Genomic DNA, 21,666 nt, shown 5'->3' with positions numbered 1-21,666 from the left:
TAAACTGTCTGAAACGGGTCGGGGTAGTCCCCTTGTTGTTTTTGAGTGCTTTTCTCCTTTCATTTTGCTTGGTGATGTCGGGTGCGGTTGTGTATGGAAATGTGTGAAAAAAAACATATCTTTGTCACTGCTTTCCTCCCCGGTGAGGAATCGGACCATGAATTTAAATGATGTGACCATGAAAAAATGGATATTTTTATGTGCGATAGCTCTGGCGGTGACTGCGTGCAACAAGCGGGAGTTTACCATCGAGGGGCGTGTGACCGATGCCGACGGACAGATACTTTACCTTGAATCGCTGGCTTCGGGACAACCCGAGGTGCTCGAATCGGTGGCTTTGGATAAGGAGGGCTCTTTCAAATTTACCCAGGAGGCTCCACAGTATCCCGAGTTTTACCAGTTGAGGCTGAACGGGTTGCTGGTCCATTTTGCCATCGACTCAACCGAGACGCTTACCTTCTCGGCGCGTGCAACCGACTTTGCCGACGGGTATGAGCTCACCGGGTCGGACGAGTGTACCAAGATGCGCATCGTGACCGACGAGAGCGGAAAGTTGAAAAAACGCATCAACGAACTTTCCCGGGCCATAGAGTCGAAAAGCAGCCAGGTCGATTCTCTACGCCAGCAGGCTGTCCAAGCCCTGGCCGAGTATAAGAAGAAGATGTTTAATCTGGTGCTTGAGAATCCCGCTTCGGCTACCTCTTATTATATTGTATTTCAAGAGATCAATGGCGACAAGATATTCGACCCATATAATGCCGAAGACCGCAAGCTCATTGCGGCCGTGGCCACGGGATTTGACATGCGTTATCCCGAGTCGCCCCGCTCCAAGCAGTTGAAGGAGATGACCTTGGCGGCAATGGCTTCCGACTGGGCTGAAAAACAGGAGATTCCGGATATTGAAGCCGAAACCGCCTCGTATATCGACGTGGAGTTGTACGACCAGCTGGGACGCAAACAGACCCTGGCCGAGCAGGTGGAAAACAATAAAGTGGTCCTCCTCAGCTTTACGGCCTATCAAACCGAGTATTCACCGGCCTACAACATGAAACTGGCCGAACTATATAAACGTTATAAGAGTCGCGGGCTGGGAATCTATCAAATATCGTTCGATGCCGATGAGCAGGCCTGGAAGGTGGCAGCCGATAATCTGCCGTGGGTGTGCGTGCGCGATCCACAGACTGTTTACTCGAGCTACGCATCGATGTATAACGTAAAAACACTGCCCACCTGTTTCGTAATCGACAAAAACGACGGAGTTGTGAAACGCATCGAGAAAGTGGTCGAAATAGAGAGCGCCATACAATCCCGCTTGTAAGCGGTTAAAAATGAACTTTTGACGATTCTCGGCGTTTTTTTTTGGAAGATTAAAAAAAGAACGTATCTTTGTCACAGTGAAAGCACAAAAAGGAGTCCCGGCTAACGGCGGGATTTCTTTTTTGTTTAATAAGGAATAATAATTTATAAACACTATAGGAGTAAGATTATGGCTATTACGTACATGACCGAAGAAGGTTACAAGAAGTTGATGGAAGAGATTGCCTATCTCGAAAATGTGAAGCGTCCCGAAATCTCCCGAGCTATCGGCGAGGCCCGCGACAAGGGTGACCTCTCGGAGAATGCCGAGTATGATGCCGCCAAAGAGGCACAGGGCATGCTCGAAATGAAAATCTCGCAGTTGAAAGACCTCGTGGCCAATGCCCGTTTCATCGACGAGAGCAAACTGAATACCCACACGGTTCAAATTTTGAATACGGTGACGATTAAAAACGTGAAGAACGGTGCGGTGATGAAATACACCATCGTGTCGGAGTCGGAAGCCAACCTGCGCGAAGGCAAGATTTCGGCTACCACCCCCATCGCCAAAGGTCTGCTGGGCAAGCAGGTAGGCGACGTGGTTGAGATTCAGGTTCCCTCGGGCCTGATGTCGTTTGAAATCGTCGACATATCCATTTAACCCATACGCCGGTATGCACACGTGCATATCGGCTTTTTTGTCACAGGCGTTCCCCCTTTCTCTCCTATAGTGCGGAAAGGGGGAACGCTCTTTTTCGGGGGAGGAGGCTCTTTCTCCGTTTCCGCCGGTATGGGTTGCGGGGGGGCGGGCAGCGATGGAGGAGTCGGGGTAAATTGAAAACTTCGTCCGCACTTGTTTTTGTGACCACCTTTCCCTATTTTTGTGAAAACTAAAAAAACAAGAAACCATGGCAACTATATTCAGTCGTATCGTAGCCGGTGAAATTCCGTGCTACAAAGTAGCCGAGGACGAGAACTATTTTGCCTTCCTCGACATCAACCCCGTAGCCAAGGGCCACACGCTGGTCATTCCCAAGCAGGAGGTCGATTACATTTTCGATTTGGACGACGAGGCCTACGTGGGTCTCACCCGCTTTGCCAAACGGGTGGCCTGGGCGCTCGAAAAGGCCGTGCCCTGTAAGCGTGTGGGTGTGGCCGTGATGGGGCTCGAAGTGCCGCATACGCATATTCACCTTGTGCCTATCAACCAAGAGTCCGACATGAATTTCTTCCGCGACAAGCTGTCGCTCGATGCGGCCGAAATGCAGGCCATCGCCGATGCTATTGCCCGCGAAATGAAATAGGGTTGAATTTGTAGTCAACATATTGAAAGGGCTGTACCCGGTATGAGGCACAGCCCTTTTCGTATTGTTGAACGATTGAATGCGGGGATCTCTATTCCCGGTTCGATTTCTCGGCCAGCAGCCGCTTGCGCAGGAACTTGGCCGGATACCAGGCGGTGACGAAGCCCAGCACGAGAACGATGGCTGTGACGGCCAGCGTGTCGAACAGTTCGAGTCGCACGGGGTAGGCATCGGTGATGAACATGCCCTCGGTGCTGCCCAGTTTCAGTAGTCCGTACTCCTGTTGCAGGTAGCAGAGTATCACGCCCAGGATAAGTCCCGAACCGGCACCGATGGCCGAGATGAGCCACCCTTCGGCCAGGAAGATGCGCGAGATGAGGCGGTCGTCGGCTCCCAGGTTTTGCAGGGTGGCGATGTCGCGCTTCTTGTCGATGATGAGCATCGATAGGGCCCCTATCACGTTGAAGGTGGCAATCATGAGGATAAACGAGAGTATGAGGAAGGTAATCCACTTCTCGATCTGTACCCATTTGTACCAGTCGTTCTGCTCGATGTGGGTAGCCACGCGGTAAGTGTCGCCCAACGCCGTTTTCAACTTCTGGGCTACCTGGTTTTCGCTGAATCCGGGAGCGAGCCGCAGCTCGATGGCCGTTGCCTCGGTGGTATAGCTGAACATTTCGCGGGCGGTAGCCAGCGGCAGGATAGCCAGCTGGTCGTCGTAGATGGCCTGATTGGAGCAGAAGGTCGAGGCGACGAAGAATCGCCGGCTGCTGAACGACTGGGCCGGATTGGCCAGATTGACCCGTCCCAGCCGGTTGGGCGTATAAAGCTCGACGGGGTAGGGCGAGTTGTTCGAGATGCCCAGTTGTCCGGCTACCCCGATGCCCAACGACACGTAGTCGATGCGGCCGTCGTTGAGCTGGAAGTGGCCGCTGGTGACGAGCTCCTGTATGTGCGACAGCTGGGTGTAGTTGTCGGGTACCCCCTTCACCAGTACGGCCCGTTGGCGGTCTTTGTAGAGGCACAGTGCGTTGTCCTCGACCACGGGCGAGAACACGCTCACCTCGGGCCACGAGGCAATCTGCTTGATTTCGGGAGCCTCGGTGTCGAGTGTTTTCCCCTCACGCGGTGTAATCTTGATTTGCGGGTCAATCTGGGAGTAGAGCGACCCGATGAGTTGGGTGAAGCCGTTGTAGACCGACAGGGTGCAGATGAGTGCCAGCGTGGTAATAGCTACCCCGCACACCGAGACAATCGATATGGCATTGATGGCACTGTGCGACTTCTTGGAAAAGAGGTAACGCCAGGCAATTTTGCGGGAGAGCCTGCTCATGCGCGCCGGTTATTTTTTTAGCAGCGCGTCGATGTTCTCGATGTAGTCGAGCGAATCGTCGAGGAAGAACGAGAGTTCGGGCGTCTTGCGCAGTTGGTAACGCACCCGTTGCGACAGTTCGTAGCGAATGGTTTTGGCGTTGGCGTTGATGTTGGCAATCATCTCGGCCCCTTTTTCGGGTGGGAAGATGCTCAGGTAGGCTTTGGCCGTGCTCAGGTCGGGGCTTACACGCACCACGCTCACCGAGACGATGATGCCGTGAGTCTTGCGGGTTTCGGCCAGGAATATGTCGCTCAGCTCCTTTTGCAGCAGGCGGCTTATTTTGTTCTGACGAGTTGTTTCCATATAGTTCCTTTTTTTAAGATATAACAAAATTGGGCCGGGATAGGGTCAGGGTTTTTTCCACAAGATGGTGAGTCCGTCGCGCAGGGGCAGAATCACCTTCTCTACCCGGTTGTCGGTGGCTACGAAATCGTTGAACTGCTCGATGCCCACCGTCTGGGCGTCGCGGCTGTGGGGGTCGGTCACCACCTTGCCGTCCCACAGGGTGTTGTCGGCCAGGATAAAACCCTCGGGGCGAACCTTGGGCAACACCAGTTCGTAGTATTTGAGGTAGTCGCGCTTGTTGGCGTCGATAAAGACAATGTCGTAGGTATCGGTGAGCGTCGGCACAATATCGACGGCATCGCCTATCAGCAGCTTGATGCGGTTGCCATAGGGCGACCGGGCCAGGTGGCTGCGGGTGAAGTCCTCGATTTCGTCGTCGATTTCGATGGTGTGGACCTCGCCTCCCTCGCACAACCCTTCGGCCAGGCAGAGGGCCGAGTAGCCGGTGAAGGTACCCAGTTCGAGTATGCGCTTGGGCCGAATCATGCGGCAGAACATTTTGAGAATGCGTCCTTGCAGGTGACCCGACACCATGCGGGGTCGCAGGTGATACAGGTGGGTATCCCGGTCGAGGTTGGCAAGCAGTTCGTCCTCCTTGTCGATGTGGGTCAATATGTATTCTTCCAGTTCGGGAGTCATGCTTCCGGGTCTTCTATGTTGGGTAACGTATAGTGGTTGAAGTTGTCGAGCACGTCGCCTATGCGGTTGATTTCCAGGAATGTGGTCCCTTTCCCTTCGCCGAAGCCTCCGCCCAGGTAGGCGATGAGGTCGTCGCGGTCGATGAGGTGCTGCTCCATGAGGTGGTTCAACCCGTTGAACAGGTATTCGCGCGAGGTGCGGGTACGCTCCTGGTAGAGCGGGAACACGCCGTACGAGAGAGCCAGCAGCCGTATCGTGCGCTCGTAGTAGCAGATGGCCAGTACCGGGTAGCGGCCCCGGTAGGCAGCCACGTAGCGGGCGGTGCGGCCGGTATAGCTGTCGGTGATGATGGCTTTCGTACCCAGCTTGTTGAAGGTCTTTACAGCCTGTTTGGCTAGGAACGAGGTTACATCGGGCTCGTCGGGCGAAACAACCCGTATGTTGCTCTCGGAGAGTTTGTTCTGTTCAGCCTCTTCGGCTACGCGGGCCATGGTGGCCACTGCTTCGACGGGGTATTTGCCGTAGGCTGTCTCGCCGCTGAGCATCAGCGCATCGGTGTGCTGGTAGATGGCGTTGGCAATATCGGTCACCTCGGCGCGTGTAGGCCGGGGATTCTTGATCATCGAGTGGAGCATCTGGGTAGCGACGATAACCGGTTTCTTGGCCTGGATACACTTCTTGATAAGGCGGGCCTGTATGCCGGGAATCTTCTCCTGAGGCACCTCGATGCCCAGGTCGCCACGGGCCACCATTACGCCGTATGCGGCTTCGAGTATCTCGTCGATGTTGTCGACACCCTCCTGGTTCTCGATTTTGGCAATAATCTTGATGGGACTTTTGTACTCGTCGAGAATGGCCTGTATGTCAAGTACATCTTGTTTGCTGCGCACGAAGGAGTGGGCGATAAAGTCGATGTCCTGCTTGATGGCATAGTGAATGTTGCGAATGTCGCGCTCGGTGAGCGAGGGGAGGTTGATGCGCACGCCCGGCACGTTGACACTCTTGCGGGCCCCCAGCTCGCCATTATTGAGCGATTCGCACAGCAGGTCGCCGTTCTCTTTACCCCGTACTACAAATTCAAGTTCGCCGTCGTCGATGAGAATATGGCTGCCTTCGTCGAGGTCCTGGGCAAAGAAGGGATAGTTGACCCCGATATACCCGTTGCCGGTGAGGGTGCCCTCCCGGCCGGTAATGCGCACGAGATCGCCGGTCGAGAATTGCAGGTTGCTGTCGCCTGCGAGAGCCGTGGTGCGCACCTCGGGACCCTTGGTGTCCATCAAGATGGCTATTTTGTTGGAGACGGCACGCACGTTGTCGATGATTTTGCGGAATCCCTCTTCCTGCAAGTGGGCCGAGTTCATGCGCACGACATTCATGCCGTTGTCGTAGAGTTGCTTGATAAAGTCGACATCGCAACGCGAGTCGGAGATAGTGGCTACTATTTTGGTGTATTTGGACATAGTGAATGGTGGTTTATCGTTGTTTTTCGATGAGGGCCTCGATGGCCAGCCGATAGGAGTCGAGTCCGAACCCGATAATCGAGCCGGCCGCGGCAGCCGCAATCATGGAGCGATGTCGATACTCTTCACGGGCGTGAATGTTGGAGATGTGCACCTCGACGACGGGAGCAGGCACGGCTCGTATGGCATCGCCCAGGGCGATGGAGGTGTGGGTGTAGGCACCGGCATTGAGCACGATGCCGTCGCACGCATACCCGGCCTCTTGGATCTTGTCGATGAGTACTCCCTCGATATTGGACTGGAAATAGTCGATGCGATGCTCGGGATAGCGCCGACGCAACTCCTCGAGAAAGTCGTCGAAACTTCTCTCCCCGTAGATGGTCTTTTCCCGTTTGCCCAACAGATTGAGATTGGGCCCGTTGATAATGAGTATATTCATATGTAACAATCTTTGCAGGGTGGAGGCGGGTTGCCTGTCGGTTCTCCTTTCTCCCCCTTTTGTTTTTACCTTAGATTGAAGCCGGATCGGTGTGTCAAGCCAAATTTGAAAACTGTGTTTCCATTTGTCTCGGCTCTCACCTTTCACTATCTTTGCCCGAAAAGTGCATGGAGCGGGGCATTTGCCGAGACCCGATCTCTTCCACCCATGTGCTTGGGGCTTCTCCTTGGGGGCGCTTGTAAAAACGCTATTCCTAAGATAGGACAAAAGTAGGGAAAAAAAATGAGATTCGGGCAAAAAAGAGTATGGCAATAGTCGATTCGGAGAATTTGTTGAAGCGCTTCGGGCGTTACCTGAAACTGGAACGAGGCCTGTCGGCCAATACGGTCGAGGGATATACCGGCGATGTGGAGAAACTGGTTGACTTTATTCAGGCCGAGGAGCTCGATTGGAGTCGGGTGACCGGTGACGATCTGCACCGGTTTGTCTGCACGTTGCAGGATTTGGGTATCGGTGCCCGGTCGCAAGCCCGCATAATCTCGGGTATCAAATCGTTTTTCGGCTTTTTGAAAGTCGAGAAGGTAATCGACGAGGATCCGTCGGAGCTCATCGAGACTCCCAAACTGGGCGTGAAGTTGCCCGATGTACTCACGGTCGATGAGGTGGACCAGCTGGTCGCCTTGTTTGACCTGTCGCGCCCCGAGGACCGGCGCAACCGGGCCATTATCGAAACCCTGTACGGGTGTGGACTGCGGGTGTCGGAGCTGGTGGGGCTGCGCATTTCGGACCTCTATTTGTCCGACGGATATATTATTGTGGAGGGTAAGGGCGAGAAGCGTCGGCTGGTACCCATCTCACAAAATGCCATACGCGAAATAGCCCTCTACATGGACGATCGGCAGCAACTCGACATCAAGCGAGGCAGCGAAGATATTCTGTTTTTAAACCGTAGGGGAGCCAAACTGACCCGCGTCATGGTGTTTTACATCGTGAAACGGGCCTGCGAAAAGTGTGGCATACGAAAGAATGTAAGTCCTCATACCCTGCGACATACCTTCGCCACCCATCTGCTTGAAGGGGGAGCCAACCTGCGGGCTATCCAGCAGATGCTGGGGCATGAAAGTATCACGACCACAGAACTATACACGCATCTCGACCGGCAATTCCTGCGGCAGGAAATCCTGCAACACCACCCTCGGAATCAGAAACCCCCGATAAATAATGGGGACAAATAAAAAAAATTTGTATAAAAATGGTGCGAGTGTTCTATTTTTGTTTATTTTTGCCTTAAATATGAAAATGCACTAATTCTGTTCTTCAAAGCAAAAGGAATATTTCAAAAATAAGTGTAACCAAACAATTATTATTATGATCAAGAAAATCTATCTTCCCCTCATGGTGCTCATGACATTGGCATTTGTAGGGTGTAACAAAGACATGAAGCCGTTGTCGGCCGATTATTTTACGGTGACCCCTTCTCCTCTTGAAGTAGTAGGTGGCCAAGTTCCTGCAACCGTTACCGGAACTTTCCCCGAAAAGTATTTCGACAAAAAATCGGTAGTAACCGTAACTCCGTATTTGGTTTATGCCGATGGTGAAACTGCCGGAACTCCGTTTGTTTACCAAGGGGAAAAGGTAGAAGGCAACAACCAGGCCATTTCTTACAAAATGGGTGGTGTTGTTTCCATGCCGGTTAATTTCAAATACATTCCCGCTATGCGGAAATCGGAATTGCAACTCGCTTTCAAAGTAGAGAGAGGCAACAAAACGTATGAGCTCCCCCGTGTAACGGTAGCCGAAGGTGTTGTTTCGACCGCCGAGATCGCCAACGTTCAAGAGTTGAATCCCGCTATCACGCCCGATAAGTTCCAACGCATCATCAAAGAGACTTATTCGGCCGACATCATGTTCCTTATCCAACAAGCCAACCTGCGCGCCGAGCAATTGAAATCGGAGAAGATGAACGCTCTTCACAACGAAATCAATGCCGCTGCCGAGGCTCCCAACAAGGAACTGACCAACATCAACATCTCTTCGTATGCTTCGCCCGATGGTGGTGTTAAACTCAATACCACGCTGGCCGAGAACCGTGAGAAAAATACGGTTGACTACATGAAGAAGAGCTTGAAGAAAAACAAAATCGAGGCCGACATGACCGCCGAGTTTACGGCTCAAGACTGGGAAGGCTTCCAGGAATTGGTTTCGAAATCGAATATCCAAGACAAAGAATTGATCCTGAACGTTCTTTCGATGTACTCCGATCCCGAACAACGTGAGCGTGAAATCAAGAACATGTCGTCGGTATTTGAAGTACTGGCCGAGGAAATCCTCCCGCAACTGCGTTATTCGAGAATCACGGCTTCGGTTAACGTAATCGGTAAATCGGACGAAGAAATCTCGAAACTGGCTCAGGAAAATCCCGACTCTCTCTCGGTTGACGAATTGCTCTATGCCGCTACGTTGGTAAAGACCAATAAAGAGAAAGCCGACATCTACGCCAAAGTGGTAGAAATCTATCCTAACGACTACCGTGGTTACAACAACTTGGGTATGGTTCAATACGAAGAAGGTGACCTTGCCGCTGCCAAAGCTAACTTTGACAAGGCTGCTCGCATCGCTCCCAACACTCCCGAGGTTGCTATGAACCAAGGCCTTATCGCCCTCTCCAATAGCGACTATGCTGCTGCTGAGCAAGCCTTCGGCAAATCGGCCGGTGTAAACGAACTTAACGAAGCTCTGGGTGTATTCTACATGAAGAAAGGCGACTACAACGCTGCTGTAAAAGCCTTCGGCGATGTAAAATCGAACAACGCTGCTCTGGCTCAAATCTTGGTTAAAGATTACAGCAAGGCAAAAGCTACGTTGGCCGGTGTTGAAACGCCCAATGCAAATACCTACTACTTGATGGCTGTTCTGGGTGCCCGCACCAACAACGAACAAATGGTTGTTTCCAACTTGAAGAAATCGATCAGCATGGATTCTGCCAAAGCTCAACAAGCCGCTACCGATCTTGAATTTGCCAAATTCGACATCTCTTCGCTTGTAAAATAAGTGAGTAGACAAACCTGATTCATAGAGCCGGGGTCGCTGGTCGACCCCGGCTTTTTTTTATCCGGGTGGAAGTGTCCGCCGGGTGAGAGCGATGGCCGGCAAGCTACACGTATTCGACGAGAAAGGTTGGTGGAGATAAATAGGACCTCTCCATCGGCCTTTTTTTGTTTTAGTTTGTTGGGTTAAAAGAGTGATTATTACGGGTAAACTCGTACATTTGCAAAAAATATAGAGATTCGTAACAATGAAAAGTCATAGAAATCTTTGGGCCCTGTTGCCTGTATTGCTGTTTATCGTTCTGTCGTTCGTCTATTTCTCACCCGATGTCATCGAGGGGAAAATCCTGTTTCAACACGATACCCAGCAAGGGTTGGCCATTGGTCATGAAGCGCAGGTATATGCCCGGGAGAGTGGCGAGACTCCCCGGTGGACAGGCTCTTTGTTCTCGGGAATGCCCACCTTTCAGATCTCTCCCTCCTATTCGAGTAACACTCCGTTGAAGGCATTGCAGCACGTCTATAACCTGTGGCTCGTTTCGCCGGTATCGTTGGTCTTCATCATGATGCTGGGCTTCTATATCCTCCTGCTCACCCTGAATGTGCGTTGGTATCTGGCGGCCTTCGGTGCGATAGCCTATGCCTTTTCGTCCTATTTCTTCATAATCATTGCCGCCGGCCACATCTGGAAGTTTATTACCCTGGCCTATATACCGCCCACGATTGCCGGCGTGATACTGGCCTACCGGGGCAAGTATCTGCTGGGCGGTGCGCTGGCAGCCCTCTTCGGCGCCTTGCAAATCATGTCGAACCATGTGCAGATGTCCTACTATTTCCTGTTTGTAATCTGTGCCGTGGTTGTGGCCTATGGCGTGGAGCATTACCGTTCGCATACCATGCCCCGCTTTTTCAAGGCCACCGGGGTACTGGTCGTGGCTGCCCTATTGGCGGTGGGAGCCAATGCCTCGAATCTGTATCACACCTATAAATATTCCAAGGAGTCGATGCGGGGTGGCCACACCGAGTTGACCTCGCCCGATGCCGACAAGTCGAAACCGGCCGGGAACGGTCTGGACAAGGAATATATCACCCAGTGGAGCTACGGCAAGATGGAGACGCTCACCCTGCTTATCCCCGACAGCAAGGGTGGTGCCAGCGGCCCCCTTGCCGAGAACGAACGGGCGGTCAAGGCTGCCGATCCGCAACTGCGTCCTTACCTGTCGCAGGTAGACCGTTACTGGGGCGACCAACCCTTCACCGCCGGGCCGGTCTATGTGGGAGCGCTCATCTTCTTCCTCTTCGTGCTGGGCTGCTTTATCGTGCGCACGCCGCTGAAATGGGCCCTGCTTGTGGTGACCATACTCACGATTATGCTCTCGTGGGGCAAGAACATGATGTGGCTCACCGACTGGTTTATCGACTACTTCCCCATGTATAACCGGTTCCGCACCGTATCGAGCATTCTGGTGGTGGCCGAGTTCTGCATGCCGTTGCTGGCCGTGTTGGCGCTGAAAAAGATATTCGACGACCCGTCGATACTCTCGCGCGAGAAACGGTGGTTCTACCTGAGCGGAGGCATCGTAGCCGGTATCGCTCTGCTGGCGGCTCTGGCTCCCGGACTCTTCGATACCTTCTTGAAAGATTATGAACTCGAAGCAGCCGGGCAGCCCGGTTATGCCGAGTTGTTTGCTGGTATTGCCGAGGTTCGACAAGCCGTATTCACCGCCGATGCCTGGCGTTCGTTCATTATCGTGGCGCTGGGATTTGCCGTGCTGTGGCTGTTGTGTCGGAAGAAACTGACGCCGACTGTGGCAATGATAGCCCTGGTGGTGATTCTTGTCGGCGACATGTATCCGGTGAACAAGCGCTACCTCAACAGTAAAAATTTCGAGACTCCGGCCCGCAAGACCAACCCCTTCCCCATGACCGATGCCGACCGCTATATCTTGCAGGACAAGGACATGAACTATCGGGTGCTGAATGCAGCCGCCGGCGAGACGCTGGCCTCCGCATTCAGCGAGCCCCGCACCTCCTATTACCACAAGTCGATAGGTGGGTACCACGCCGCCAAACTGCGTCGTTATCAAGACCTCATCGATCGTCAGTTGGTCAATGCCAATCCGGCGGTTCTCAACATGCTCAATACCCGTTACATCATACAACCGCTTGAAGACGGCCGGGAGACCGTGGTGCGCAATCCCGGAGCGCTGGGCAACGCCTGGTTTGTCTCGGAGGTGAAGTGGGTCGACAATGCCGATGCCGAAATGGCTGCCATTACCGATTTCGACCCGTCGCACACGGCTGTGGCCGATCGCCACTTTGCCCGGGAGATTGGAGATAAGATCGTTCCCCCCGCAGTTGGCGACACCATCTACGAGACCGGTTACAAGCCCGACGAACTTACCTATCGCTATCGCTCGCAACAAGGCGGTTTAGCGGTCTTCTCCGAGATTTACTTCCCCTGGGGCTGGCAAGTGACCGTCGACGGGAAACCCGTCGATATGGCGCGTGTAAACTACGTGCTGCGGGCTGTTAATCTGCCGGCCGGCGAACATGAGGTGATATTCCGGTTCGACCCGCCGTCGGTTCACACGACCGAGGCCATTGCCTATGTGTCGCTGTTCCTGATTCTGGCAGCCTTTGTCGGGACGGGTTTCGTAGCTTGGAAGCGGCGTAAATCGGTGCCGCAAAACTCGTAAAACGGAGTCGACAGGGGAGATGCAAAAGAAGTTCTGGAAAGAATACACCTCGCCCATGAGCCGCATGCGTCAGGCATGGGGCTTCGGCATTCATTCGCCTTTTGCCTTCCGCCTCATCACGAAGGTAATCCGCGAGAAGGCCCGCTATTATGCCTACGACGATGTCGAGGCAATCGCTCGTGCCCGTGTGGTCGATACCCTTCAACGGCGGCAGAAACGGCAGCGGCGTCTCATTTCCAAGAGCCGGGGGCGTCTCTTCTTTCGGCTGACCAACTTCTTCCGTCCCGATAACATTCTCGAAATAGGCTCTTCGTGGGGCATCTCGTCGCTCTATCTGCGGTTGGCCGAGCGATCGGCCCGGTTGACGATAGTCGAGCCGAATGCCGAGATTGGCAGCTTTGCCGAACAGATTTTTGCCGAGGCCGGCGTGCAGGCCGATTTTGTGCGGGAACCTCATGCGATTGCACTTCCCGATTATCTGGCCGGTGAGCACGAAGGGCTTTATATCGTGGTCAACCGGTTGCCCAAGGCTCAGTATCGGGTGTTACCCCAATTGCTCGATCCGGCACTGGACAAGCCGTCGATACTTATTATCGATGGCATTCGTCGCAACAGCGCGGTGAAAGAGTGGTGGGAATCGCTCATCAAGGACGAGCGTGTGCGGGTGACTGTCGACATGAAAAATGTGGGGTTCGTCTGCTGCAATCCCAAGCTGAACAAGCAGGACTATCAGGTTTCTTTGTAGGAGAGAAGAGATTATTCCGACAGGATTTTGCGAATGGCCGCTTCGTCGGCAACCAGTTGCGCCCGCAGTGCCGTGATGTCGGCAAAGGTCTGTTCGGGACGCATGTAGCGTATGAGCTCGACGGCCAGGGACAAGCCGTACAGATTGCCCGAGAAATCAAACAGGTTCGCCTCTATGCTGTAATCGTTGGGACGATTCAACGTAGGTCGGTTGCCGATATTGAGCATACCGTTGTACCGGTTGCCGTCAGGCAACACGATTCGCGCGGCATAGACGCCGTTGGCCGGAATCAGCTTGTCGGGGTAATCGATGTCGATATTGGCCGTAGGGAATCCCAGTTCGCGCCCCACATGAAAGCCGTTTACCACCTTCCCGTGCAGCGTGTAGGGATACGACAGCAGGTGATTGGCGGTCGTGAGGTCACCCTTTATCAGCAGTTCGCGGATAATCGACGAGCTCACCGGGCCGGCATCGGTCACCAGTTCGTCGGCATGTAGAATCTCCATACCCAACCTCTGTCCATATTTCACGTAGTCGTCGAATCCTTCGGCCCGGTTGTGCCCGAAACGGTGGTCATACCCGATGATAAGGCCCTTTACCCGATAGTGCGACGACAGAATTTGCAGAAAATCGAAGGCCGACAGCAACGACATCTCGCGGGTGAAATCGAGAAAAATCACCCGGTCTATCCCCGTCTGTCGCAAAAGCGTTTCCCGTTCCTCGGGCGAGGTGAGCATGCGGAAGGGGACTTGCGGGCGCAGTACCTGCTGGGGGTGGGCGCGAAAGGTAATGACCGCCGACGACAATCCCCGTGCAGCCGCCTCGGACTCAACCCGTGCGATGACGGCCCGGTGCCCCCGGTGCACGCCGTCGAACACGCCCAGCGCGGCGAAGAGAGGTTGTTGAGGATAGGTTTCGGTATATTCGGCAGTCATTGGCATGAGTCGACGACCAGGTCGTGAAATGGTCTGTATAGGTTGGTGTATAGGTTTATATGCCGCAAAAATAAGCAATTTTGTGTAGGAATGAGGTATATGTAAAGAGATTTTAGTATAAGTAGAATTATCGAAACAAATCGGCCTCTTGTGGAGGGTGGGGTGAGAGAGTCCCGATAGGCTTGGATTGAGTATTGGTGTTGAAGAAAAACGACAAAATATTTGGGCTTTTCTGCGAAAACCGCTATCTTTGCACTCGCTTACGGAAATATCCGTGCCGGTCCTATAGCTCAGTTGGTTAGAGCATCTGACTCATAATCAGGGGGTCCTTGGTTCAAGCCCAAGTGGGACCACAAGAAAAGAGATACAAGGCGAAACACCCTCGGGTGTTTCGCCTTTTTCTATTGTCAGGAACAGACGCCTCGTGGTGACCTTAGCCTTTTCAGTATCAAGGTGTTTTGTCGCAGGAAACAGACTCTCCTTTTCCTTGAAAACCGGCAGCCGATTTCTGGCCGAATCTTCCCTCCTTTCAAGTAGGACGACGGGTATAAAAAAGCCAAACGCCTCTCTTTGTGTAAAGCGAGACGTTTGACCACGTATGGAGGAAATAAAAATATCTATTTGAGAACACCGAGGTTCTTACCCACCTTGATGAAGGCGTTGACGCAGGCGTCGAGCTCTTCGCGCTTGTGAGCGGCCGAGAGCTGTACGCGGATACGGGCCTGACCTTGCGGAACGACGGGATAGTAGAATCCGGTTACGTAGATACCCTCGTCGAGCATTTGGGAGGCAAAGGTTTGCGACAGTTTGGCGTCGTAGAGCATCACGGCGCAGATAGCCGACTGGGTGGGCTTGATGTCGAATCCGGCAGCCATCATCTTGTCGCGGAAGTAGGTGACGTTCTCCATCAGACGGTCGTGGAGTTCGTCGCTCTCGTCGAGCATCTTGAACACCTCGATACCGGCGCCCACCACGGCAGGGGGCAGCGAGTTGGAGAAGAGGTAGGGTCTCGACCGCTGGCGCAGCATGTCGATAATCTCTTTGGGACCGGTGGTGAAACCGCCGATGGCGCCGCCGAAGGCTTTGCCCAGCGTACCGGTGTGTATGTCGATGCGGTCGTAGAGGTTGAACAGTTCGCTCACACCCCGTCCGCGAGGGCCTACGACCCCGGCCGAGTGGCATTCGTCGACCATGACCAGTGCATCGTATTTCTCGGCCAGTTCACAGATTTTGTCCATGGGAGCCACGTTGCCGTCCATCGAGAAGACACCGTCGGTCACGATGATGCGGAAGCGTTGAGCCTGAGCCTCCTGCAAGCAATGTTCCAGCTCCTCCATGTTAGCGTTGGCATAACGGTAGCGTTTGGCCTTGCAGAGGCGTACACCGTCGATAATCGAGGCGTGGTTGAGGGCATCGGAGATGATGGCATCTTCGGCCGTGAAGAGGGGTTCGAACACACCTCCGTTGGCATCGAAGCAAGAGGCGTAGAGAATGGTATCTTCGGTTTTGAAATAGCGGGCAATCGCCTTTTCGAGTTCGCGGTGCAGGTCTTGGGCGCCGCAGATGAAGCGTACCGACGACATGCCGAACCCGTGGGTATCCATCGCTTTCTTGGCGGCGGCGATGAGGCGGGGGTTGTCCGACAGTCCCAGATAGTTGTTGGCACAGAAATTGAGCACTTCTCCGTTCTTTTCGGCAATTCTGATGGCCGAACTTTGCGGAGTGATAATGGTACGTTCTTCTTTGTACAGGCCGTTAGCCTTGATGTCGGCTAGTTCGTGGGCCAGATACTCTTTCATTCGTGTGAACATAGGCGTTTATTTAAGAAGTTTCTTTTTCAGGTGTTCAATCATGTCGACCGACATCGATTCGAGGTCGTAGTCGGGTTTCCAGTCCCATTCGGCGCGGGCACAGGAGTCGTCGAGCAGGTCGGGCCACGAGTCGGCAATCTGCTGGCGCACGGGATCGATTTTGTATTCGGCCACGAAATCGGGATAGAATTTCTTGATTTCGTGGTAGATGATTTCAGGATCGAAGCTCATGGAGGCGATGTTGAACGAGTTGCGGTGTTTCAGTCGCGAAGGGTCGGCCTCCATCAACATGACCATGGCTTTGAGGGCATCGGGCATGTACATCATGTCCATGAAGGTCCCCGCCTTGACCGGAATTTCGAATTTCTCGCCTTTCACGGCCGCGTAGTAAATCTCGACGGCATAGTCGGTGGTACCGCCGCCCGGCAGGGTTTCGTAGGAGATGAGGCCGGGGAATCGCACCGAGCGGGTGTCGACTCCGTAGCGGTAGAAATAGTAATCGCTCAACAGTTCGCACGATACCTTGCTCACCCCATAGATGGTGCGGGGGCGCTGTATGGTCTCTTGCGGGGTCTTTACTTTGGGCGAGGAGTCGCCGAAAGCTCCAATGGAGCTGGGAGTAAAGAGTGAGCAGCCTTTTTCGCGTGAGATTTCGAGCAGATTGAGCACACCGCCGATTTGGATATTCCAGGCCAGCAAGGGCTTTTTTTCGGCTTGTGCCGAGAGTATGGCAGCCAGGTTGTAGATGGAGTCGATTTTGTATTTGTCGACGATAGCCGCGATTTGTGGCGCGTTTGTCACATCGGCCACCTCCAAGGGGCCTCCGTATTTCAGGTCATCGCTCAGGGGTACCCCCTCGATATATCCGGCTACGACATTATTGTTTCCATACTCATTGCGGAGTTTCGTCATGAGGGCCGAACCTATCTGTCCGGTCGATCCGATTACAAGAATTCTTTTCATTATTTACTGGCTTTTTAATCGGGTTGTGGCATCGATTAAGTATTTAGTAAGGTTCTTGTGGCAAATATAGTGAAATTTTATCCCGGTTGTTATTTTCAACGGCCTATCTTTTGTGCGGTCGGGCTCATTTTTTCAAGGTGTATATGGTCCCTTTGAGTACTCCGTGTGCGGTGATGAGATTGTGCTGTCGCAGATAGAGCAGATCTTTTTTCAAGGTATTGATGGATACTCCCTGCAACCGATGTGCAAGGTCACTCACTTTGGCCGGTTCTTCCCGTTCAAGAACAGCCAGAACCCGTTTTTGCCGGCTGTTGAGGTAGACAGGGGGTGTTGCAGGGTTTTCGGCTGGAGTCGCCGACGATGGGGTGTGGAGCTCTCCCGAGGGAGAGACTGGCGGAGCAACCTCGGGTTCGGGAAGGTTGGTAACGAGGCTGCGCAAAGCCTGCAACCAGATGTTGCACAGGAACAGGACCCATGCCGTGATATTCTCCTGTGAGGAGTAGCGGTTCTGTTGTCCGCGTTTCAGGGTTTGGTAGTAGGTCGAGCATTGTTGCTCGATGAGGCTGTCGATCGATGTGGCGCGGGCCCATTCGTAGTGGTTTTGGAGCAACAGCAGGGTCGAGAGTATGCGCGAGAGTTCGCCTTTCCCTTCACGGAACGGGTGTATCGAGATGAACTCGTAGGTAAAGGCGGCGATGATTACGAGCGGGTGATGGTCGCTGCGGGTCAGTTCGCGATTGGTCCATTCGACCAGGTCGCGTATCTCGTTGTTGACCGATACCGTGCGGCTGCGGTTGAAAAGGGTGGGTGCCTTGTAGTCGAGAAAGTTGACCGCTGCGGGGCGAGTCGTAGCGTGGCTGCCCGAGTTCTCTTTGCCATTGGGGAACAGGGCGGTGTGCAGGGCTACGATGGTATCCTCGCACAAGGGGTATTTATGGGCATCGGCATAGAGCGCTTGCAGTATCGTGTAATAGCCCTGTATCAGACTCTCCGTTTTGCTCCCGGAGTGAGTTTTGTCGGTCACTATTTTGTGAACCAGCGAAGGGGAGTAAGGCATATTTTCGAGAGCGAGTGATGCCGCTATGGTTGTCTCGATACCCGGTGACATTCGCTCGGGGTCGAAGGGGGCGGCGCAGAGGGTGTTCCACCGAGTTGACAATTCATCTATTTCATGCAGCGTCTGTTGTAATGCCTCGGCTTCTCGTTCAGAGGCTTTTATCTTGCAGAGTATATCCATAATTTATCCATATTTTATACAAATATACATAGCTTTCAGCAGTTGTGCAAGCTAAAAATCTTGATGGGTTTTTATGGGTGAATTTGAGGAGAGGCTGTCGTGAACAGGGGGTAAAAGTGTCGGAAACGGGGGGGACGAATGGGGGTATATAACAAAGCGATCCGAGGATTCGCATAAAGAATCTTTCGAATCGCCTGTGTATGGGAATCGGGATAGCTCTTTTGTCGGGGCTAGTCTATTTCCGTCGCTCCTTACGGGAGTTTGACGGGCGGTGTTCATGCTTGAAGCGACTGTCCGAACCGCCTTTCCGGGCCGAACCGTAGTGCTTGTCGCCTCCTTTGCGTCGGCTGTCGCCCTCCTTGCCCTTGCGTCGGCCTTTGCCGGCGTAGTCTTTGTCGGTGGCAATCTCGGCATAGATGCGGTGCCCGTAAAATTCGCACCCTTTCAAGGCTCCGACCACCTTCTTGGCGGCACCCTTCTCGACATCGAAGAGGGAGTAGGCGGGCAGCAGGTCGATGCGTCCGATGTTGACCCGCCCGGGCACGAGCGAGTTGATCATCTCGATGAGGTTGGGCGGGAAGAAGCCGTGGGCTTTACCCAGGTTGATGTAGATGCGCTCAAATCCCTCCTCGGCCGTGCGGGAGTCTTTGTCACGTCCTTTTCGGTCGCCCTTGGCAGCCGATTCGCCTTTGGGTTTGCGGGTATTCTCGTCGGGGAGGTCGAGATCGGGGGTATCGCGGTAGTAGTCGATCAGGCGGTTGAATTCGAGCGATACGATGCGTTTGATGAGGTCCTGCTCGGTGAGCCACCCCAGCTTGCGTGAGATGTTGGGCAGGAATTTGGCAATAGCCTCTTCGTTTACCTTCACCTTCTCGATGCGGTCGGCCAGGTTGAAGAGCTGCTTCTCGCAAATCTGTTCGCCGGTGGGGACTAGTCCCCGTTCGAACTTTTTGCCGATAATCTTTTCGATGGCACGCATCTTGCCCTTCTCACGGCTGTGAATGATGGCGACCGATACGCCCGATTTACCCGCTCGGCCGGTGCGGCCGCTGCGGTGGGTATAGGTCTCGATGTCGTCGGGGAGACCGTAGTTGATGACGTGGGTCAGGTCGGTCACGTCGAGCCCGCGAGCCGCCACGTCGGTAGCCACGAGCAGTTGCAGGTTGCGCAGGCGGAACTTCTGCATTACGGCGTCGCGTTGGGCCTGCGACAGCTCGCCGTGCAGCGAGTCGGCGTTGTAGCCGTCGGCAATGAGCTGGTCGGCAATCTCCTGAGTTTCGCGGCGGGTGCGGCAGAAGATGATGCCGTATATGTTGGGGTAATAGTCGGCAATGCGTTTGAGAGCCTGGTATTTATCCTTGGCGTGTACCATGTAGTAGACGTGGCGCACATTCTCGGCTCCTTCGTTGCGGCTGCCCACCACAATCTCCTGCGGATTGTGCATGTAGGTGCGGGCTATCTGTTCGATTTCGCGCGGCATGGTAGCCGAGAAGAGGAGCATCTTGCGCTCCTGAGGTACCTGGGCGAGAATGGCGTTGATGCTGTCGAGGAATCCCATGTTGAGCATCTCGTCGGCCTCGTCCATGATGACGGTCGAGACGTGGTCGAGTCGCACGGTTTTGCGTTCGAGCAGGTCGAGCAGACGACCCGGAGTGGCCACGATGATGTGCACCCCTTTTTTCAGACTTCTTATCTGGCTCTCGATGCTCGAGCCACCGTAGACGGGGAGTATGCGCAGCCCGTCGATATATTGCGAATAGTCGGTAAGGTCGCCGGCGATTTGCAGGCACAACTCGCGGGTGGGCGACAGGATAAGGGCCTGTGGCTGGCATAGGCCGAGATCGATGCGTTGTATCACGGGCAGACCGAAGGCGGCGGTTTTGCCCGTTCCGGTCTGGGCCAGGGCGACCAGATCGGTCTCTTCGTTCAGCAGGTGGGGGATTACCTGTTCCTGTACGGGCATGGGGTTTTCATATCCCAATTCGGTAATCGCTTTCAGTATCTCGTCACAGATACCCAGTTCTTGAAATGTCTTCATCTATGTTGTTCTCGTTTTTTTGCTTTATCGCCGGGGCACAAGGCCTTTTTCGTCCTCAAACGGGGCTAAGGGGAGAGGGTGAAATGAAACTTGTTGTACGTTAAAGTGCTGTTTTCGGCGGCAAAGGTACGAAAAAATCGGGATATATCGCCGGGTGTGCTCTGTCTTCCGTACCGGTTGAAGCACAGATGCTCTTTGGGCAAGAATCCGACTTGCTTCGATGATAGTCCGTGTGAGGGGGTGTTGAACGAGGTTTACGGTTATCAGTGCAGCAGGTACGCTTTCAGTTGGCGGCGTTTCTCGGGAGTCATGCCCAACTCTTCTTCCAGATAGGTGTTGATGGAGCCGTACTTTTGGCGAATGTAGTCGCGGGCATAGGAGAGGAACCGGCTGTCGGCCGTCTGTATGAGCGAGAGGGCCTCCTGCGTGTCGTCGCAACAGTCTTTGGGGTCGAAGGCCGTTCTGCGACGGTCGAAGTAGCGGTTGGAGAGCAGGTAGTCGTTCATGATAACCTCCTCGGGCATGTCAAGGGCGCTCAGCAACAGCGACACGGCAAAACCGGTGTAGTCCTTGCCGTTCACGCAACTGAGCACGATGGGATAGTTGTCTTCTACCAGCAGTTGGTTGAACATTGATTTGAAGGCTCGTTTCGAGCCCGAAATCATGGCTACGTAGAGGTCTTGCATGAAGAGGTTGGCGTCGCCTCGTCGCAACTCCTCTTTTTGCAGTCGGGGCAGCAGGTTCTGGCGGTAGTGCAGAGAGCCCGGCAGGTTGATGACGTTGTCGAGGCCCAGTTCGGGGCTGGGTTTGATCACATCTTCGCTGTCTCTGAAATCGATGAGGGTTTTGATGCCCATGTTCTTGATGCGGTCGATGCTGCTTGCCGTCAGCGAGTTGAACTCTCCCGAGCGGAATATCTTGCCCCACCGCAACTGCTTGCCGTTTTTGGAGGTGTAGCCGCCCAGGTCTCTGAAATTTTCGATGTATTTCAGTCGTTCGGCCCGGGCTCCCACGACGTGTTCGTCGCGGTCGTTGAAGCGGAGGAGAAAATAGGAGCGCTGCCGTTTCAGCGTATCGGGTATGAGGATATAGCCGTTTTGGATTTTGGCCGTTCTAACCGGCGGTCGTTCGGTATCGAATCGTTCGGGGTTGGTCGACTGGTAAATTTGTACTTCTCCCTCGATTTTCGGCATGGTCTCCCATTTCAACAAATAGTTGTGCTGGGGGTCTATTTCGCATGCTACATCGATGTCGGCTATGTGTGTAGAACAAGCACTCAATGCGAGGAGCAAAGAACAAAGTTGTAGATATCGCATATCTGTCGTGATGATGA

At 53.8% G+C, this 21,666-nt stretch carries 18 protein-coding genes and 1 tRNA gene; 8 read left to right on the top strand and 11 right to left on the bottom strand.

Going from position 1 to position 21,666, the window contains the following annotated elements; genetic code table 11:
- The first annotated feature begins 178 nt into the window (after window positions 1-178).
- The 3 genes from BARVI_RS06990 to BARVI_RS06980 all read left to right on the top strand — a co-directional run bounded on the left by BARVI_RS06990 (window position 179) and on the right by BARVI_RS06980 (window position 2,600).
- Window positions 179-1,318, top strand: coding sequence for a redoxin domain-containing protein (locus BARVI_RS06990; RefSeq protein WP_038534302.1), 1,140 nt, complete (start codon window positions 179-181; stop codon window positions 1,316-1,318).
- Between the two features lie 168 nt (window positions 1,319-1,486).
- Complete coding sequence (gene greA / locus BARVI_RS06985; RefSeq protein ID WP_025278542.1) at window positions 1,487-1,957, top strand: transcription elongation factor GreA; 471 nt, start codon at window positions 1,487-1,489, stop codon at window positions 1,955-1,957.
- A gap of 247 nt (window positions 1,958-2,204) precedes the next feature.
- Window positions 2,205-2,600: an HIT family protein gene (locus BARVI_RS06980; protein WP_025278541.1), complete on the top strand. Its 396-nt coding sequence runs from the start codon at window positions 2,205-2,207 to the stop codon at window positions 2,598-2,600.
- Window positions 2,601-2,691: 91 nt separating this feature from the next.
- On the opposite strand, the gene BARVI_RS06975 is transcribed toward BARVI_RS06980, so the two are convergent.
- Genes BARVI_RS06975 through aroQ form a run of 5 tightly spaced genes read right to left on the bottom strand, consistent with a single transcriptional unit; the run spans window position 2,692 to window position 6,858 of the window.
- Entirely contained in the window at window positions 2,692-3,933 is a 1,242-nt protein-coding gene (locus tag BARVI_RS06975; protein ID WP_025278540.1) for an FtsX-like permease family protein, read from the bottom strand.
- A gap of 9 nt (window positions 3,934-3,942) precedes the next feature.
- Window positions 3,943-4,278, bottom strand: coding sequence for a 30S ribosome-binding factor RbfA (rbfA, locus tag BARVI_RS06970; protein WP_025278539.1), 336 nt, complete (start codon window positions 4,276-4,278; stop codon window positions 3,943-3,945).
- A gap of 45 nt (window positions 4,279-4,323) precedes the next feature.
- Window positions 4,324-4,959, bottom strand: a complete 636-nt coding sequence (locus BARVI_RS06965) for an O-methyltransferase (RefSeq protein WP_025278538.1) — start codon at window positions 4,957-4,959, stop codon at window positions 4,324-4,326.
- Window positions 4,956-6,419, bottom strand: a complete 1,464-nt coding sequence (pyk, locus tag BARVI_RS06960) for a pyruvate kinase (RefSeq protein ID WP_025278537.1) — start codon at window positions 6,417-6,419, stop codon at window positions 4,956-4,958. The genes BARVI_RS06965 and pyk overlap by 4 nt, the downstream gene beginning before the upstream one ends.
- Window positions 6,420-6,432: 13 nt before the next feature.
- Entirely contained in the window at window positions 6,433-6,858 is a 426-nt protein-coding gene (gene aroQ, locus BARVI_RS06955) for a type II 3-dehydroquinate dehydratase (RefSeq protein WP_025278536.1), read from the bottom strand.
- Window positions 6,859-7,163: 305 nt separating this feature from the next.
- Between aroQ and xerD the strand changes: the two genes are divergently transcribed.
- From xerD to BARVI_RS06935, 4 genes are all read left to right on the top strand, one after another.
- Window positions 7,164-8,093, top strand: a complete 930-nt coding sequence (gene xerD, locus BARVI_RS06950; protein ID WP_038534301.1) for a site-specific tyrosine recombinase XerD — start codon at window positions 7,164-7,166, stop codon at window positions 8,091-8,093.
- A gap of 133 nt (window positions 8,094-8,226) precedes the next feature.
- Entirely contained in the window at window positions 8,227-9,909 is a 1,683-nt protein-coding gene (locus tag BARVI_RS06945; RefSeq protein ID WP_025278534.1) for a tetratricopeptide repeat protein, read from the top strand.
- A gap of 244 nt (window positions 9,910-10,153) precedes the next feature.
- Entirely contained in the window at window positions 10,154-12,604 is a 2,451-nt protein-coding gene (locus BARVI_RS06940) for a YfhO family protein (RefSeq protein WP_025278533.1), read from the top strand.
- A 19-nt stretch (window positions 12,605-12,623) separates the two neighbouring features.
- A complete protein-coding gene (locus BARVI_RS06935; protein WP_025278532.1) occupies window positions 12,624-13,349 on the top strand; it encodes an O-methyltransferase in 726 nt (241 codons plus the stop codon).
- A gap of 11 nt (window positions 13,350-13,360) precedes the next feature.
- On the opposite strand, the gene ribF is transcribed toward BARVI_RS06935, so the two are convergent.
- Window positions 13,361-14,284 carry a riboflavin biosynthesis protein RibF gene (gene ribF, locus BARVI_RS06930; RefSeq protein WP_051401101.1) on the bottom strand — a complete coding sequence of 308 codons (924 nt, stop codon included), beginning with the start codon at window positions 14,282-14,284 and terminating at the stop codon, window positions 13,361-13,363.
- Window positions 14,285-14,563: 279 nt separating this feature from the next.
- On the opposite strand from ribF, the gene BARVI_RS06925 reads away from it, so the two are divergent.
- Window positions 14,564-14,637 (top strand) — tRNA-Ile (locus BARVI_RS06925).
- A 264-nt stretch (window positions 14,638-14,901) separates the two neighbouring features.
- Here BARVI_RS06925 and kbl read toward each other — a convergent pair.
- The 5 genes from kbl to BARVI_RS06900 form a co-directional block, all read right to left on the bottom strand.
- Window positions 14,902-16,095 (bottom strand): glycine C-acetyltransferase, encoded by a 1,194-nt coding sequence (kbl, locus tag BARVI_RS06920; RefSeq protein ID WP_025278530.1) that lies wholly within the window; start codon window positions 16,093-16,095, stop codon window positions 14,902-14,904.
- Window positions 16,096-16,101: 6 nt separating this feature from the next.
- Complete coding sequence (locus tag BARVI_RS06915; RefSeq protein ID WP_025278529.1) at window positions 16,102-17,058, bottom strand: NAD-dependent epimerase/dehydratase family protein; 957 nt, start codon at window positions 17,056-17,058, stop codon at window positions 16,102-16,104.
- Between the two features lie 124 nt (window positions 17,059-17,182).
- On the bottom strand, window positions 17,183-18,295 hold the full coding sequence (locus BARVI_RS06910; RefSeq protein WP_025278528.1) for a Fic family protein: 1,113 nt from the start codon (window positions 18,293-18,295) through the stop codon (window positions 17,183-17,185).
- Window positions 18,296-18,530: 235 nt separating this feature from the next.
- Window positions 18,531-20,333 (bottom strand): DEAD/DEAH box helicase, encoded by a 1,803-nt coding sequence (locus tag BARVI_RS06905; RefSeq protein ID WP_025278527.1) that lies wholly within the window; start codon window positions 20,331-20,333, stop codon window positions 18,531-18,533.
- Window positions 20,334-20,596: 263 nt separating this feature from the next.
- Window positions 20,597-21,526 carry a tyrosine-protein phosphatase gene (locus BARVI_RS06900; RefSeq protein WP_198015957.1) on the bottom strand — a complete coding sequence of 310 codons (930 nt, stop codon included), beginning with the start codon at window positions 21,524-21,526 and terminating at the stop codon, window positions 20,597-20,599.
- Window positions 21,527-21,666: the final 140 nt, after the last annotated feature.

It is taken from the genome of Barnesiella viscericola DSM 18177, assembly GCF_000512915.1.
In the GTDB taxonomy this organism is placed as follows: domain Bacteria; phylum Bacteroidota; class Bacteroidia; order Bacteroidales; family Barnesiellaceae; genus Barnesiella; species Barnesiella viscericola.
Note: the sequence above shows the minus strand (reverse complement) of the source record. Positions and strands in the feature narration are given on the sequence as shown.

Bases quoted from the DNA above. Each gene is read 5' to 3' on its own strand.
- BARVI_RS06975 (WP_025278540.1), bottom strand. From the start codon at position 3,933: ATGAGCAGGCTCTCCCGCAAAATTGCCTGGCGTTACCTCTTTTCCAAG.
- xerD (WP_038534301.1), top strand. From the start codon at position 7,164: ATGGCAATAGTCGATTCGGAGAATTTGTTGAAGCGCTTCGGGCGTTAC.
- BARVI_RS06915 (WP_025278529.1), bottom strand. From the start codon at position 17,058: ATGAAAAGAATTCTTGTAATCGGATCGACCGGACAGATAGGTTCGGCC.
- BARVI_RS06935 (WP_025278532.1), top strand. From the start codon at position 12,624: ATGCAAAAGAAGTTCTGGAAAGAATACACCTCGCCCATGAGCCGCATG.
- BARVI_RS06905 (WP_025278527.1), bottom strand. From the start codon at position 20,333: ATGAAGACATTTCAAGAACTGGGTATCTGTGACGAGATACTGAAAGCG.
- rbfA (WP_025278539.1), bottom strand. From the start codon at position 4,278: ATGGAAACAACTCGTCAGAACAAAATAAGCCGCCTGCTGCAAAAGGAG.
- BARVI_RS06980 (WP_025278541.1), top strand. From the start codon at position 2,205: ATGGCAACTATATTCAGTCGTATCGTAGCCGGTGAAATTCCGTGCTAC.
- pyk (WP_025278537.1), bottom strand. From the start codon at position 6,419: ATGTCCAAATACACCAAAATAGTAGCCACTATCTCCGACTCGCGTTGC.
- BARVI_RS06900 (WP_198015957.1), bottom strand. From the start codon at position 21,526: ATGCCGAAAATCGAGGGAGAAGTACAAATTTACCAGTCGACCAACCCC.
- ribF (WP_051401101.1), bottom strand. From the start codon at position 14,284: ATGACTGCCGAATATACCGAAACCTATCCTCAACAACCTCTCTTCGCC.
- BARVI_RS06910 (WP_025278528.1), bottom strand. From the start codon at position 18,295: ATGGATATACTCTGCAAGATAAAAGCCTCTGAACGAGAAGCCGAGGCA.
- kbl (WP_025278530.1), bottom strand. From the start codon at position 16,095: ATGTTCACACGAATGAAAGAGTATCTGGCCCACGAACTAGCCGACATC.
- BARVI_RS06940 (WP_025278533.1), top strand. From the start codon at position 10,154: ATGAAAAGTCATAGAAATCTTTGGGCCCTGTTGCCTGTATTGCTGTTT.
- greA (WP_025278542.1), top strand. From the start codon at position 1,487: ATGGCTATTACGTACATGACCGAAGAAGGTTACAAGAAGTTGATGGAA.
- BARVI_RS06965 (WP_025278538.1), bottom strand. From the start codon at position 4,959: ATGACTCCCGAACTGGAAGAATACATATTGACCCACATCGACAAGGAG.
- aroQ (WP_025278536.1), bottom strand. From the start codon at position 6,858: ATGAATATACTCATTATCAACGGGCCCAATCTCAATCTGTTGGGCAAA.
- BARVI_RS06945 (WP_025278534.1), top strand. From the start codon at position 8,227: ATGATCAAGAAAATCTATCTTCCCCTCATGGTGCTCATGACATTGGCA.
- BARVI_RS06990 (WP_038534302.1), top strand. From the start codon at position 179: ATGAAAAAATGGATATTTTTATGTGCGATAGCTCTGGCGGTGACTGCG.